Source organism: Ligilactobacillus murinus DSM 20452 = NBRC 14221, from assembly GCF_001591685.1.
In the GTDB taxonomy this organism is placed as follows: Bacteria; Bacillota; Bacilli; order Lactobacillales; family Lactobacillaceae; genus Ligilactobacillus; species Ligilactobacillus murinus.
Genome location: NZ_BCVJ01000049.1, coordinates 1 through 14813, shown reverse-complemented (window position 1 = coordinate 14813; position 14813 = coordinate 1). Strand labels below are relative to the sequence as shown.

At 40.6% G+C, this 14813-nt stretch carries 14 protein-coding genes, 1 tRNA gene and 1 pseudogene; 6 read left to right on the top strand and 10 right to left on the bottom strand.

All coding sequences use genetic code 11. The annotated features are described in order from the left end of the window. On the bottom strand, positions 1 to 1035 hold a 1035-nt coding region (locus LMU01S_RS08430; RefSeq protein WP_156470400.1), incomplete at its 3' end, for a G5 domain-containing protein. Between the two features lie 224 nt (positions 1036 to 1259). On the opposite strand from LMU01S_RS08430, the gene LMU01S_RS08425 reads away from it, so the two are divergent. Next, positions 1260 to 2060: a substrate-binding periplasmic protein gene (locus tag LMU01S_RS08425; protein WP_056960187.1), complete on the top strand. Its 801-nt coding sequence runs from the start codon at positions 1260 to 1262 to the stop codon at positions 2058 to 2060. A 42-nt stretch (positions 2061 to 2102) separates the two neighbouring features. Here LMU01S_RS08425 and LMU01S_RS08420 read toward each other — a convergent pair whose 3' ends face one another. From LMU01S_RS08420 to LMU01S_RS08410, 3 genes are all read right to left on the bottom strand, one after another. Further along, complete coding sequence (locus LMU01S_RS08420; RefSeq protein ID WP_056960189.1) at positions 2103 to 3029, bottom strand: Ppx/GppA phosphatase family protein; 927 nt, start codon at positions 3027 to 3029, stop codon at positions 2103 to 2105. Between the two features lie 112 nt (positions 3030 to 3141). Further along, positions 3142 to 4158, bottom strand: a complete 1017-nt coding sequence (gene trpS, locus LMU01S_RS08415) for a tryptophan--tRNA ligase (protein WP_056960191.1) — start codon at positions 4156 to 4158, stop codon at positions 3142 to 3144. Positions 4159 to 4544: 386 nt separating this feature from the next. Further along, entirely contained in the window at positions 4545 to 4781 is a 237-nt protein-coding gene (locus tag LMU01S_RS08410) for a hypothetical protein (RefSeq protein ID WP_056960193.1), read from the bottom strand. A 123-nt stretch (positions 4782 to 4904) separates the two neighbouring features. Here LMU01S_RS08410 and LMU01S_RS08405 point away from each other — a divergent pair, with 123 nt between their 5' ends. From LMU01S_RS08405 to LMU01S_RS08395, 3 genes are all read left to right on the top strand, one after another. Continuing rightward, the gene (locus LMU01S_RS08405; RefSeq protein ID WP_056960195.1) at positions 4905 to 5951 is read left to right on the top strand and encodes a cation diffusion facilitator family transporter; all 1047 of its coding nucleotides are present in this window, start codon (positions 4905 to 4907) and stop codon (positions 5949 to 5951) included. A 34-nt stretch (positions 5952 to 5985) separates the two neighbouring features. Next, positions 5986 to 6504 carry a peptide-methionine (S)-S-oxide reductase MsrA gene (msrA, locus tag LMU01S_RS08400; protein WP_056960198.1) on the top strand — a complete coding sequence of 173 codons (519 nt, stop codon included), beginning with the start codon at positions 5986 to 5988 and terminating at the stop codon, positions 6502 to 6504. Between the two features lie 136 nt (positions 6505 to 6640). Next, complete coding sequence (locus LMU01S_RS08395; RefSeq protein WP_420896597.1) at positions 6641 to 8053, top strand: DHA2 family efflux MFS transporter permease subunit; 1413 nt, start codon at positions 6641 to 6643, stop codon at positions 8051 to 8053. 49 nt (positions 8054 to 8102) lie between these two features. On the opposite strand, the gene LMU01S_RS08390 is transcribed toward LMU01S_RS08395, so the two are convergent. From LMU01S_RS08390 to LMU01S_RS08380, 3 genes are read right to left on the bottom strand one after another with little or no spacing between them, the layout of a single operon-like run. After that, a complete protein-coding gene (locus LMU01S_RS08390) occupies positions 8103 to 9305 on the bottom strand; it encodes an ABC transporter permease (RefSeq protein ID WP_056960200.1) in 1203 nt (400 codons plus the stop codon). Next, on the bottom strand, positions 9292 to 9999 hold the full coding sequence (locus LMU01S_RS08385; protein ID WP_061773570.1) for an ABC transporter ATP-binding protein: 708 nt from the start codon (positions 9997 to 9999) through the stop codon (positions 9292 to 9294). The genes LMU01S_RS08390 and LMU01S_RS08385 overlap by 14 nt, the downstream gene beginning before the upstream one ends. Beyond that, entirely contained in the window at positions 9992 to 11041 is a 1050-nt protein-coding gene (locus LMU01S_RS08380) for an efflux RND transporter periplasmic adaptor subunit (RefSeq protein ID WP_056960202.1), read from the bottom strand. Before LMU01S_RS08380 ends, LMU01S_RS08385 begins: the two co-directional genes overlap by 8 nt. A 229-nt stretch (positions 11042 to 11270) precedes the next feature. Between LMU01S_RS08380 and helD the strand changes: the two genes are divergently transcribed. Beyond that, on the top strand, positions 11271 to 13544 hold the full coding sequence (helD, locus tag LMU01S_RS08375; RefSeq protein ID WP_056960204.1) for an RNA polymerase recycling motor HelD: 2274 nt from the start codon (positions 11271 to 11273) through the stop codon (positions 13542 to 13544). A gap of 79 nt (positions 13545 to 13623) precedes the next feature. Next, positions 13624 to 13696 (top strand) — tRNA-Thr (locus LMU01S_RS08370). 440 nt (positions 13697 to 14136) lie between these two features. Here the strand turns inward: LMU01S_RS08370 and LMU01S_RS10845 are convergent. From LMU01S_RS10845 to LMU01S_RS10475, 3 genes and pseudogenes are all read right to left on the bottom strand, one after another. Then, the gene (locus LMU01S_RS10845) at positions 14137 to 14352 is read right to left on the bottom strand and encodes a phage scaffolding protein (protein ID WP_056960206.1); all 216 of its coding nucleotides are present in this window, start codon (positions 14350 to 14352) and stop codon (positions 14137 to 14139) included. Between the two features lie 6 nt (positions 14353 to 14358). Next, positions 14359 to 14502: pseudogene (locus LMU01S_RS10840) on the bottom strand (phage scaffolding protein); the annotation flags it as partial. A 15-nt stretch (positions 14503 to 14517) separates the two neighbouring features. Beyond that, entirely contained in the window at positions 14518 to 14664 is a 147-nt protein-coding gene (locus LMU01S_RS10475) for a hypothetical protein (protein ID WP_156470399.1), read from the bottom strand. Between the last annotated feature and the right edge of the window lie 149 nt (positions 14665 to 14813).

Below are 14813 nucleotides of genomic sequence, written 5' to 3'. Positions count from 1 at the left end.
GACTTGGCTTTCTTCGCTTACCGTTACTTCTGGTTCTTTGACTTTTGTACCTCGGGCAATCACTTCTGTTAATGGCGCTTTGGTTATAGTGTTGCTCTTTTCTACGCGACTTATTTCTTTTCCTGTGGCGTCACGTGTCACTTCATACACGATCGTGCGCTCGCCCGCTTGACCCGGCGTTTTGACCGCGGTTGTCTCACTGTCCATATTTGGATCTTCTATATACTGTGTTTCATAGCTAACTGGCTCAGTCTTGGTTTCTTTGACTACTGTTTGTGTTGTTTCTTCAGGAATTTCTGGTTTATCCATTCCAGTTACTGGTGAGTCAGTGTTCGATCTTTTATCACTATTTGGAACTAATTTTTCTGTAACTGGTCGTGTAGTCGGTACTGACTCTTCATGATGCTTGATATCACTAACTAGAAGATAGCCAATATATTGATAACCAACATGTTGTGTTGCTATTTCTGGTAGCTCTTCATCTTCTGCTACCAAATAAGCTCGGTCATAATTGCTTAACTCAGCAAAACTTGGACTAGCACTAGCCACTGAGCTTCCTACTCCTACTACAGTCGAAGCCACAATGATAGCTGTCAAAAAGCGATATTTACGTCCTCGGCTCGGAAGTATTCCTAGCCCCATGATCAGTGCACTAGCTCCAAACGCCCCTAGTTCCCAAGGCATTGCACCTTCTCCTGTTTGTGGCAAATTCTGCGTTGCCACTGGGCGATAAATTAGATAATAGACTTGATCACTGCCGACTTTAGTCTTAGGTGGATTATCATAAATAACTTTTGCTCTTTGTTCTGAAGTTAAACTAGCCTCAGTTACATGCTGAAATTTGATCTGATACTGTTCTTTTTTCTTTGTTCCGATATGAGCAGCTGCTATTTCATCTCCTTTGATAACTGCAGGAGTCCCGAAAACAAACATCGTCCCAACTAAAACAGAAAAAACTCCCTGTGAGAATTTTCTGATCGCAAATCGCTGTTTTTGCTCACCCATCTGCCACTTCGAGCGGTTTGACTTAGACATAATTTTCTCCCTTCATGATCCACAGAATAAATTGCTACAAAACTTAAGTTAAAATAATTAATTTTTTCTAAAATCCTTTCATCCTGCTGTTAAATTACCATATATCAGAATATTTCAGCAAGTTTTTGAGCCAGTTTTACCTTAATATGTTTTAAACGCTACCATTCTGCTATAATATTAACCATGAACACTAGGTATTTTCTAAAAAACATGAGGTGGCTCAAATGTCAAAGCAAAAAAAATTCTACCTACTACTGCTTAGCACTTTCCTAGGCTTATTTTGCCTAAATTTAAGATCAAATGTAGTTGTAGCACGCTCTTCTTTTACCATGGGGATCTTGGAAAATGATAAGCCCTACAGCTATAAAAATGATCAAAATTGGCAAGGCTTTTCTATCGAATTAGCCCATCAATTAGAAGAGGTAACTGACACCAAGATAAACTTCAAAGCTTATTCGAGCCAAGAAAAAATGCAGACTGCTTTAAAAAATGGGCAGATTGACTTCATCTTGGGTGATAAAGCTAATTTTTCTAAGAGTTATCAAAGTACCAAAGCTTTTCTCTACCCTAAAAATATTCTCTTTACCCGCCATGATTCTAAGACAAAAAAACTAGATAAAATGTTGCATAAAAAAGTTGGTCTGCTAAAAAGTGGCCAACAACAAGCGCTCCTAAAAGAACTTGGTTTAAAACCCGTCGTTTTTGCTGATCCAACTGAACTGCTAGAAGCCCTTGAAAAGTCACAAATATCAGCTGGGATCCTAAGCGACTACAGCTACCATGCCCTCTTAAAAGCTGAGCCCACATTAGCTAAAGTCCCGACCACAGCTACTAAGGCTGAAAAAAATGCTGTTTTACATCGCATCTCAGATCCTAACGTCTTAGCCCTGTCTTTGAGTCTGATCACTCATGATCATCCCAAGATAAACGAAACTTTAACGAAAGCGATCAATGAGTTGCGCTCTACCGAAAAAATCGCTGAGCTTTCACAAAAATATTTCACCAAAGACCTGACCTTAAATTAAAAGCGATCCACTGCCATAAATTTCATAGCAGTGGATCGTTTTTTATTTTTGTAACATCGAATATAAGACACCTTCACGCACGCCACTTTCTGAAAAAATAACTTCAGGGATCTGTAAGTATTCCAACAAAAAAGCAACCGGCGTCAGGCCACCTATGATGATATCTGCTCTAGGGGCCTCACTTCCCAAAATAGCTTTTCTTTGCATAACATCTTTACCGAGCCAATCTGTATATGTCTCTAAAAACATATACGTAGATAATTTCAACCCGTGGATCTGCTTAAATTCATCTTTACCTGACCGTAATAACTCTTGGCGCGCAACAGTACGATTGGCTCCGCCTAATAAAACTAGAGGCAAACCTTTTCCTTCCTTTAACCAAGGGAGCTGATGGAACTTATAATTTAAAAAGCGACCAAAAGAAAAAAGATCACGAGCACTGATCTTATCAGCCGCATGAAATTTCTCAGTCAAACTGACAGCCCCATAAGGAATGCTGATATAATTCATGGCTTTTCGATCTTTAACTACAACTAATTCAAAGCTTCCCCCACCCATATCACAGATCACGCAATCTTTGACAGTCAAAGTATTGATCACCGCTAGATAATCATAATAGGCTTCTGAACTTCCTGAGAGCACTTCAACATCAATATTTGTAACTTCCTTGACTTGTTGTAAAAATTCGCTTTGGTTTTGCGCCTCACGCACAGCAGCTGTGGCGATCCCACGAACTGACACGTTAGGCAGGTCGCGATAAAGTTTTTTAAATTTCAACAATGCACCTAAGGTCCGCTGAATAGCTTGAGGTTGCAAGATCTTTTGCCCATCGCTTTGCCCCATCCCTTCAGCTAAACGCGTCATCTCCTTAGCTCGTTTGACCTCCTTGAAACTACCATCAGGCGCGATCTGTGTGATCGACATGCGCGTCGAATTAGAACCAAAATCAAGCATCACTAAATTTTTCAAATTCCACACCTCGACTTATTTAAGTACCTTTATCTTATCACATTTTTCTCAGAAATCATTAATATAAATATTTTTCTCACAAAAAAAGACTGACACCCGCCAGTCTTTTTCATTAATCAAAATAATTGACGCCAATAGCAGCCCGCACTTCAGCTAAAGTTTGTTCTGCTACCGCATTTGCTTTTTGGCTACCCTCTTTTAGCATTGCATAAACACTAGGGATATCCTTAGCGAATTCTTCCCGACGTTTTCTGATCGGTCCTAATTGGGCTTCGAGTACTTCGTTTAAATAACGCTTGATCTTCACATCCCCAAGACCACCAGCTTGGTAATGTTCTTTTAATTCAGCTACTTTTTGCTTGTCTGGATCAAAAATATCCAAGTACGTAAAGACCATATTACCTTCGATCTGACCAGGATCTTCAATGTGGATGTGGTTAGGATCAGTGTACATTGACATTACTTTTTTGCGTAAAGTATCTGCATCATCAGCTAAATAGATCGCATTGCCTAAAGATTTACTCATCTTAGCGTTGCCATCAAGCCCTGGTAAGCGACCAGATCCCTTAGGTGGAAAGACACCTTGTGGTTCGACTAAAACTTCTTTGCCGTAGATCGAGTTAAAACTACGTACGATCTCACGGGTTTGTTCCAACATTGGTTCTTGGTCATCACCTACTGGGACCAAATTAGCTTTAAATGCAGTAATATCAGCTGCTTGACTCACAGGATAAGTGAAAAAGCCAGCTGGGATCGAGCGTTCAAAGTTCTTTTGCGCGATCTCTGTTTTAACAGTCGGATTGCGTTCTAAACGTGAAACAGTAACTAAATTCAAATAATATAGGTTTAATTCTGCTAAAGCAGGGATCTGTGATTGCACAAAGATCGTTGATTTAGTAGGATCGATACCTACTGCCAAATAATCCAAGGCGACTTCGATCAATGAATTTTTGATTTTTTCTGGATCGCGAGCATTATCCGTCAATGCTTGTTGATCAGCGATCATGATAAAGGTGTCATATTTACCCGTATTTTGCATCTCGACCCGATTTTTTAGCGAACCGATATAATGTCCGATATGCAATTTACCTGTGGGACGATCCCCCGTCAAAATAATATCTTTTGCCATAATATTTTCCTTCCTTAACCTGAGCGTTTAAACAGGTCAGATACTAAAAAACGCCCTAATACCATAAAGATATTAGGACGAATTACCGTGGTGCCACCTAACTTGCAAAAATGCCGCTCATTTACTTATCTAGTTGTCTTCTCGCGGCATCCAATTCATAAAGTCGTGCATCTTCTCAGCTAATCGATGCCTCTCTGTTAGGTGACTCACTACTACTTACCGTTCAGCGAAGGTTACTTTAATTGTAGTTGATGTTTTCCAAACTGTAAAGTATCTTAGAAAGTTATTTTTTGCCCATTTTCTTTGACTTCGTAGCTATAAGTCGCCAGATCGACTTTTAGCTCACTTACTGTTTGCCCGTCGCTACTTGTACGTTTTCGGAAAAATTATCTTATAATAACAGGCCTTTTTCCCCTACCACACAAAAAAGCTTGCCAAGGATCGTAGTGTTTGACCGGTTTTCCTAGTATGACCTGCAACAATTCTAATTCTCGCTCGGTCAGTTCTGCTTTAGTTAAATATCCTTTTTCGCACATAAAACTTACACTTTCTGGCGTAAGTTCTGGATGATCGCTTATTTTTGCTGTGGAGTATAGCTGTAAAATATCATCTAACTTTGTCACCTTTCCTCACCTCATGGTTTAAATATATCAATTTTTTACTTTAAACAAAACTAATAGCTACCAGTAGTTTTTCATCTGTATTATAATGTAGTTAAAAATCAAGTAAAAAGAGGTGATCCTAGATTGCGCGATGTCGATAAACATTTAAAACAAGAATACGAAGATTGGGAAAAAGTCCAAGCTAAAGAATTAACTAAACTAAACGCTGCTATGCGTCATCTTTGCCTTAACGTTGGTGCGTATTTTTTGATCTCGATCATCGAGTGGATCTTAGCCTCGATCAGTCATTCACAAACTTTACGGGCTGATGCTTTCAACAATTTATCCGGGATCATTTCGACCTCGTTACTAATGATCGGGATCCATATTGCCCGGGATATTGATGACGACGATATCGCAGGTGTCGTTCCTTTACCTAAACTTTCCTTACACAAAACAGGTAACGATCAGCGCATCCAATTCACACGTTTTCGTTATGAAACGATCTTTACTTTAGTGACCGGGATCGTCATGATCGCGATCTCTTTGAGCGTTATCATCCAAGGGATCACGGGCTTATTTTCGCCCGCCAAACGCGTCGTTCCACAACCGATCGCCTTAATTGGGGCTGGGATCGCTAGTGTGATCATGTTATTAGTCTGGTATAACAATAAAAAATGGGGCCATAAATTGCAAAATGCTTCATTGATAGCTTCAGCACAAGATAGTTTGAGCGATGCTTTGACCAGTTTAGGTACCTTGATCTCGATCGCAGGCGCGCTATTATTTCAGATCAGTTGGCTCGATGGGGCAACAAGTATCTTAGTGGGCTGCTTTATCCTTTATTCGGGGGCGCGGATCTTTATGGAAAGTAGCCTGAATCTAGCTGACTATTTCGATCCTAAAGCAGAAAATACTTTTCGAGAAGCGATCAACAACATCAAGGGGGTCACTGAAGTTGATGAACTAAAAGCACATTATAATGGGAATTTAGTCACTGTTGATGTTGTGATCATCGTCAATGCAAATATGAATGTTTTAGAAAGCTATCATTTAGCCGAATATATCGAAGACATGATGCGCTATAAATTCGGGGTGATCGATACCGATGTGTCATTTATCCCTGACACCAATACGATCAATGCTAAGACGACTAAAAATCTTTCCCCTAGAAAACGACGCCCGCGTTGAACTTTAAACTAATATAAGAAAGGTGATTTTTATTATGCAAACAGAAACAGCAATTTTTGCCGGTGGGTGCTTTTGGTGTATGGTAAAACCATTTGATACTTATCCTGGCATCAAAAAAGTTATTTCCGGTTATACGGGCGGACATACTGTTGATCCGACCTATGAAGAAGTCAAGTCCCAAACGACTGGGCATACCGAAGCCGTTTTGATCGAATTTGATCCTAGCGTAGTTTCATATGAACAATTAGTCGAGATCTACTGGAACCAAACTGATCCAACTGATGCGCTGGGACAGTTCCAAGACCGCGGTGATAGCTACCGCCCCGTTATCTTCGTCAAAGACGCCACCCAACGTAAGATCGCCGAAAGATCACGGACAGCTTTAGCAAACAGTGGGCGCTTTGACAAACCGATCGTGACCCAGATCGAAGATGCTCAACCTTTTTATCCTGCTGAAGAATACCATCAAGATTTTTACAAAAAAGATCCTGCTCGCTTTGAGTTAGAAGAAGCTAGTGGGCGCCAAGCTTTTATCGAAAAATATTGGAAATAGCTAGATCCGAGTTTACCTATTGGGTGGACTCGGAGTTTTTTATTAAATTTTTTTATCTTTTTCACTAAAAAATCACTTACGAAATACTTGTTTACTTTGCTATGATAATCACTGTTTTCGCTTTATAAGAGAAAGGATCGATCAATTGGAAACAACAAGTAAACAAGCACGTGTCCCAGTAAAACGTCCTATGCTAGCTATGCTCGGCGTTTTAGTCGGAGCTTTTGTGGGAATGTTTTCAGAAACTTCTTTGAACATCGCCTTACCCCAACTCATTTATGCCTTAAATATTTCAACCGCTAGTGCCCAATGGCTCGTCACCGGATATATGTTAGTGATCGGGATCGTTTTACCTTTTTCGAGTTTATTGACTAAATGGTTTTCTACCCGTCAACTAGTGATCTTTGGGTTGAGTGATTTTCTTTTAGGTGCTATTATTTCAGCACTTGCTCCTAATTTTGCACTTTTATTGGTCGGACGTATGGTCCAAGGGATCGCAACTGGTATCATCTTACCTCTAATGTTTACCCTTGCTATGCAGATCTTTTCTCCTAACAAACTAGGAGCTGCTATGGGGATCTGTGCATTGGTGATCATGTTTGCACCTGCTGTAGGCCCGACCCTGACCGGACTGATCTTAGCTAAATTGAGCTGGAACTGGATCTTTTGGAGTTTTGTACCCTTTTTAGTGATCGCACTTCTAGCAGCTATCAGATATCTCCCAAACGTTGGTCAGATCACACGCCCTAAGCTCGACTTTCCATCGTTATTTGGTTCGATCATTGGCTTTTCTACTTTAGTTATGGGTGTTAGCTTTGCTTCCGAATTTGGCTTTGGCTCTTTGATCGTATTAGCATTATTAGTGATCGCTATCATTACGCTCTTTTTCTACACCAAGCGTCAATTGACCTTAACTGAACCGATCTTAAATCTGCGGATCTTTAAATTACGTGATTTTAGTGTTGGGGCTAGTTTAGTCATGATCGATTTTGCGATCATTCTCTCAGCAATGTATCTTTTGCCTCAATACATTCAAAATGGGCTCTTACTCCCAGTTGCTTTGACTGGGATCATCATGTTACCCGGTGGGATCGTAAATGCTATCATTTCCGCGATCGCTGGCCGCCTTTACGATAAAAATGGCGCCACGACTCCCGTACAGATCGGTTTTACGTTAGCCTTGATCGGTGCTGTAATGTTAGCTTTCACCAGCACGACCAGTTCGATCGGTTATGTTATCTTAGCACACGTCATTTTGATGATCGGTTGTCCTTTGGCAATGTCACCGGCACAAACCCATGCCTTAAACGCCTTAAACGGTGCCCAAGCAGCTGATGGAAGTACGATCATGAATACTTTACAACAGATCGTGGGGGCAGTTGCCACTGCTTTAGCCACCTTACTTTTAACTTTTGGTGAAAGTATCGACCCCAGTCGTAAAGCCGCTACCGCCTTTACGACTGGGGTCCATTATGGAATCTACTTCACTATTGCACTAATTATTTTAGGTTTGATCATTTCGCTTGGTTTGCGTAAAAAAGAAAAATAACCACCAAAAGTGGCGCTCCCAATATTTCTAAGGAAGCGCCACTTTAGTTTTATCTTAAAATATCGATCAAATTTTTATTAGCTGCTTGGCGTGCCGGTAAGAGTCCAAAAACGACTCCAACTGCGGTCGAGACACCAAACGCCAATAAGAATGAATTGAAAGTCACCACAGCTGTGATGTTGCCCGGTATAAATTTTGCGATCGCATGCGCAAAGAGCCAACCAAAGCCAAAGCCGATCAAGCCACCACTAACAGTCAGCATGATCGCTTCAAGTAAAAACTGCAACAAGATATTACTTGGAGTGGCTCCGATCGCTAATCTGATCCCGATCTCTTGGGTACGTTCAGAAACTGAGATATACATCATATTCATGACCCCGATCCCAGCGATAAATAAAGAGATCCCGGCGATCGCACTGATGAATAGGGTCAAGGTATCCATCACCTTCGAAAGTTGTTCTAACATACTTCCTAGATCAAAGAAACTATACTCACCTTGATCTTTAGCGGTCGCATTCTTTTTCAAATAATCAACGACTTTATTAGTTACTTTAGAAGCATTTTCCCCTTTAGCGATCGTCAATTTCAAACTATTGCCTTGTGTCTTACTTGTTCCATTAGCAAAGTAAACCTCTTTAGGAACGATCACGTCACCTGCAGTTGGCTCAGTCGCCTCGGCTAGCTGGTTTTGGCGATAGATCCCAGCAACGATATAATTGGTGTTATTGATAAAGACCGGTGTGCCGATCGCACTTTCAATATCCTTATATTCATGTTTAGCTAACGCCTTAGTGATCAACACTTGCGGTTTAGCTTGTAAAAAGGTCTGTTGCGTAAAGTTCTTGCCTTCTACGATCAAGGAATCAGCGATCGGTTTAGTCGTTACGCCCAATGTGACTTTCGTATCAGTGGCATTACCAAATTGAGCATAGCTTTGGATGCCAGTCGTTTTAGTATCGATCTGAGCTTTTTGGACTTTGCCCGAGAAGTTTTGTTCGATCGCTAAAATATCATTTGGCTTAAATCCGACCGCATTTGGGTCAGTCGACATAAACTCGATCGTTGTTGTCTGTTCCCCACTACCAGTCGTCTTAAAGCTATCGATCATCTGCTTTTTGACCCCATTTCCCAGAGCGATGATCGTGATCACAGCCGCGATCCCGATAATGATCCCGATCATTGTCAAGAAACTACGCTTGGGGTTGACTTTTAACGATTGCCACGCTGTCTTTAATAATTCAATGAACTTCATTAGCATCCCCCTTTGGCTTATGGTCTACATCTTCTGTCAAACGTCCGTCTAAAATGTGTACCAAGCGATCAGCCTGAGCCCCCACATTAGGATCATGGGTCACAATGATGATCGTTGTCTCGTTATCGTGGTTTAGTTGTTTGAATAAAGTCATGATCTCCTTAGATGTTTCACTATCCAAAGCACCAGTCGGTTCATCTGCGATCAAAAATTTGGGCTTTGTCACGATCGCCCGGGCGATCGACACTCGCTGTTGTTGGCCTCCTGAAAGATTTTTAGGCAATTGATCCTCATAGCCCGCTAAACCTACTGCTTTTAAAACTTCACGGACACGCTCTTTGATATAGGCTCGTTTTTGTCCAGCATACAATAAAGGAAGCCCGACATTTTCTGCGATCGAAATATTTTGGATCAATTTGAAATTTTGAAAGACAAATCCCACATTTTGATTTTGCAAACTGGAAAATTGAGCCCGTGTATATTCATGGATCGGATGTTCATAGTAGAAATAAGTACCTTCGAATTGATCATCCAAAAATCCAATAATATTGATCAAAGTCGATTTTCCCGAACCTGATTGGCCCATGATCGCCAAAAATTCACCTTGCGCGATCGTTAAATTGATATCGTGGAGCACATGATAGCTATTTGTACCTTGAACATATGACTTATTGATATTTTTTAGCTCAATCATTGGTCTCAACTGTTTCTCCATCTTTTAACCCCTTATCTGGATCGACAATGACCCGCTGGCCTTTACTTAGTCCACTCTTAACGATAAAACTTCCATTAGATATCGTTCCTGTAACTGCGATCCGCTTAGCTTTTTTATTTTCCACCACATAGACGTGACCATCTTTGACACTGGTCTTAGGAATTTGCACTCCTGTCTGGGTGATCATTACATTTAGTGTCTGACCTGCCATAAATTTCGTACTGTCTAATGGAGCGGTCAACTCATATTTGGAATCGTTAGCCTTACTATTTTGCGCAGGTGTATTAGCTAAGTAGCCTAATTGGGTCGTTTGTTCATGTTTAGTTGCTAGAGCCGTTACTTTGAGTTCTTGGCCGACTTTGACCTTAGGATAATCATATTCTGAAAGTTGGGTGCTCAACTGGAGCTCATCTGAAGATAGCACCACACTTGGTTGCCCAGTCTTATCGTATTCAACAATCACTGTCCCAGCAAACGGTGCACTAACAGTGCCATTAACGCGCCCATTGAGGGTATTTAATTTATTTTGCGCATCCGTCACTTCCCCGCGAGCATCTTCAAGTTGGTTACGCGCAGTCGTCACTTGATTTTGCATTTCAGTATAACCTTCATCGTCACGACTCAGTTGAGCTAACTGTCTTTGTGCTTGTTCGACTGCTTGTTGTTGCTGACCGACTTGACGGTTTGCTTTAGCCAAAGCTTGACGGGCTTCTGTTGCTTGTTCTTCATAAGATTCGCTAAAAGTCGTCATCACCGCTTGTCCTTGTTCCACATGGTCGCCGTTTTGAACGGTCACACTTTGCGCTTTACCTGACGTTGGTACTAAGACTTGGCTTCTAACGGCTTCAACTTTCCCCGAATAAGTCAATGGCACTGCTTGGCTGACCTTGACCGTTGTATATTTCTTATTTTCAGTGGCAGGTGCACTTTTTTTCAATGCGCCGTAAGCCAAGTTCCCCACCATCACTAAGATGACTGCCACCAATAGGAGCTGCCACCATTTGAATCTTTTTTGCTTCATAAATACTCTCCTTAACTATTTTTTATAAGTATACCCAATAACCCAAAATCTTACAAACAGTTTCATTGTAAACAACTTTAAACTTGTTAAAATTCTTTTCGGCATAATTGGTCATTTTTGTCACATATCTGCACTAGATCCATGTTATAATAACCTGACCGCTCCTAAATTTTAGTAATTGCTGAATTTAGGAGCTTTTTGCACGTTTCATACAGAAAGGATGATTTGCTTGGATAATGAAAAAAAAGCTGAACAAGCTCATGTTGATCAAGTGAAAGAAGAGATCACGCGCCAACTTGCGCTAAACGAACGCGAGTATCAAAAAGCTCAACTTGAAACTTCACTGGTCGAAAAAAATTATGGTCAAAATGCCAAGATCAATACTTTCGAAGTCGATGATCAAATGGAGACCAATGCCGAAGTTCAGCAACAAAAGCAACTGGTCGCTAAAAACTTAGAAAACGAAAAGATCTTAGCCAAACAAGTCAAGACACTTAAGCAACTCAAGAACTCGCCTTACTTTGGGCGGATCGATATCCTTGATCCAGGTGAAACAACTCCTGAAACACTTTACATTGGGACAGCTTCTCTTGTAGATGAACACCAAAACTTTTTGATCTATGACTGGCGGGCTCCGATCTCCTCAATTTATTACAACGGTACTTTGGGAAAAGTTACTTATGAAACACCGATGGGCGAATTGGAAACGACTTTACAAAAGAAACGCCAATTTACGATCGTTGAAGGCCAGATCAAAAATATGTTTGATACTAACGAAACTGTTGGCGATGAAATGCTACAACAGGTCTTAGGTGAACATAACGATGAATATATGAAAAATATCGTGGCCACGATCCAAAAAGAACAAAACGATATCATTCGTGATACCAAACATGAATTATTATTAGTTCAAGGTGTGGCTGGCTCTGGTAAAACTTCTGCTATCTTACAACGGATCGCCTTTTTGCTCTATCATAGTCGAGATAAACTCTCAGCCGATCAGATCGTCTTATTTTCGCCTAACTTGCTCTTTAGCCACTATATCTCTGAAGTTTTGCCTAGTTTAGGCGAGCGCAATATGCGCCAAGTAACACTAGCTGAATTTTTAGCGCAACGTTTCCAAGGCTTAAAAGTCGAGACGCTCTTTGAACGTTATGAAAAACAGCATACCCTTACAGCTGACCAAAGAAAGATCCGGGCTAAAAAAGAAGCGGCTAGTTTCATGGAAATGATCCAAAACTATCTTGATCACTTAGCTCCAGCAAAACTATGCTTTAGTGACATCACTTTGGATGGTGGACAAGTGTTCTTTTCGAAAGCAGAGATCACTGAGATCTATCAAGGACTTCCCTTGAAGATGAAACCCGCACAACGCTTCCATGAGACCAAAAATATCTTGATCAAGCGGCTCAACCGGCGGATAAAACAAGAAGCCAAAGCCAACTGGGTCTTAGAAAAAATCGATAATTTAGATGATCGTCAATACTACGACTTATTGGGTACTAAGACCCGTGGCCGTTTCCAAGCCGTTGATGATGAGATCGATCATTTAGCGCGCAAGATCGTTGAACAAAAATTTGCGATCGTCTATGATGCGCTTTATAACGACTATTTCTTAGACATTTATGCACAGTATCAACACTTTTTAGCCCAAACTCTCCCTGAAAGTGTCGCTGAATTCAGTGAACGCCTAGAATTTCATAAGATCGCTCTAGAAGACTGCGCGCCACTGCTTTACTTACGCGATCTTTTGACAGGGAGTGGGCAAAATCAAGGGATCGCACATCTTTTTGTCGATGAGATGCAAGACTATACTTTACCACAACTGATCTATCTTAAGCACTGCTTTCCTCAAGCCAAATTGACTTTACTAGGTGATAGTGAACAAGCGCTCTTTAATCCGCTCCAAACACCCCAAGCTTTGCTAGCTTCACTTGAAAAAAATCTCAAACCGCGCTCTAGTCACGTTGTTTCACTAAATACGAGTTATCGTTCGACTGCACAGATCACCGACTTTATGAAGGCTTTATTACCCGATGGCGCTACGATCAACTCATTTACTCGTGATGGCAAATTGCCCCAGATCATCGCTTCACCCGATCAAGCTAACGGGCTAATAGCCTTGCACAAATCCTTACATCAACAGCTCACGACAAATGATACTGTGGCTTTGATCACTAAAGACCTTGCACAAGCTAAACAGCTTTACCAACAGCTTCATCGTGAATTTTCGCCAACTTTGATCGGTGATCAAGATCGGGCTCTACCAAAAGGCGTTGTTATCTTGCCGATCTACCTCGCTAAGGGCCTTGAATTTGATGCCGTCATCGCTTACGATATCTCAAAAGAAACCTTCCCTCTATCTGAGCTTGGGGTCTTATATACGATCTGTTCACGTGCAATGCATGAACTGACCTTGATAACGATCGGCGAATCTTCACCGCTTTTACGGCAGCTTTCACCTAAGCTATATACACTTAAAACTGAATTAGTGCTTAAGTAGCAAAAATTTTTTAATTTTATTCCTTTTTTGCTTGCACAAAATCGCTCAATCATATATACTGATTTATGTATTGAGCAATGCCATTTTAGCTCAGCAGGTAGAGCACCACCATGGTAAGGTGGGGGTCACCGGTTCAAGTCCGGTAAGTGGCTTAAATAGATAAAATAATGATAAAGTATGAATATAAAGCGTTGATATAACAACAAAGTTAAAATTACAAATAACTATTAAAAATAAAGTTGTTGTCTCTCTGTTGTCCCCAAACTTTATAAGTTGAACTAATTCACTCTCTGTTTTTATCAGAGGGTGAATTTTTTTGTAACAAAAAGCAACCCCAACCAGCGAACCGATCGGGGTACGTTCATCTAGTGACGGTCTTTCAACCAGTCATAGATGATATCTGAAATTAGATTGACAAGGATCGCCAATACTAAGTCAAATAGTAAGGACACGAGTATCACCTCGCAATCGGTACTTGAGTTAGAAGTAATCAGCTTCTATGTACCGTCTTTGATTATACTAGAATATTGACATAATTAGAACAATACTCTATCATGTAACTGTAAGGACACGAGTTAATCTCGTATTGGGTCTAATCAGCCCAGCCAGTTTTACCTTCTGACATATTTGTCAGAGGGTAATTTTTTTGCACTAAAAAAGCGCCACGCTCGAATAAAAATCGAGCGTGGCGCTTTATTGTAAGTTGATAATCAAAGCCACTCAACTTGCCATCATCACCAACAGTAATATCATCTGCTTTCAGCAATGCTTGAACGGTAGTGACATTCTTTGCATTTGCATCTCTCAAAGCGTTTTAGATCTTGAATTCTTTAGCCTGTTTAGCAAGCTTAGTTTCATGATCCTTTGATGCCGCCTTATTATCATCTTGAAGTTGCTTGATCTGATTTTGCAGTTCTTCGCTATCACCAGCTGACTTCTTGAGATCATCAAGTTGTTTGTCACGATCGGTAACTTATTCTTTTAAGCTATCACACTCGCTAGTTAGTGATTGAACATCATTTTTTAGACCTGAAACAGTCTTGCCGTGCTCAGTCATTACTGATGTGATCTGTTCATCAGATAAGCCGTGTTCTTTTAAAAACTCTCTTGTTAATGCCATGCAGATCTCTCCTATCGTTTTTATTTTTCGTGGAACGCTCCACGAGATCGATTGCATAAAAAATAAGCCTTTTAACGACTTGCTCAGGTCGAGTGCTTTTTAATTATCTACTTCAATAGATTCAATATTCTGCTATATAAAATGTAGAA

Bases quoted from the DNA above. Each gene is read 5' to 3' on its own strand.
- LMU01S_RS08425 (WP_056960187.1), top strand. From the start codon at position 1,260: ATGTCAAAGCAAAAAAAATTCTACCTACTACTGCTTAGCACTTTCCTA.
- LMU01S_RS08380 (WP_056960202.1), bottom strand. From the start codon at position 11,041: ATGAAGCAAAAAAGATTCAAATGGTGGCAGCTCCTATTGGTGGCAGTC.
- trpS (WP_056960191.1), bottom strand. From the start codon at position 4,158: ATGGCAAAAGATATTATTTTGACGGGGGATCGTCCCACAGGTAAATTG.
- LMU01S_RS08385 (WP_061773570.1), bottom strand. From the start codon at position 9,999: ATGATTGAGCTAAAAAATATCAATAAGTCATATGTTCAAGGTACAAAT.
- LMU01S_RS08390 (WP_056960200.1), bottom strand. From the start codon at position 9,305: ATGAAGTTCATTGAATTATTAAAGACAGCGTGGCAATCGTTAAAAGTC.
- msrA (WP_056960198.1), top strand. From the start codon at position 5,986: ATGCAAACAGAAACAGCAATTTTTGCCGGTGGGTGCTTTTGGTGTATG.
- LMU01S_RS10475 (WP_156470399.1), bottom strand. From the start codon at position 14,664: ATGGCATTAACAAGAGAGTTTTTAAAAGAACACGGCTTATCTGATGAA.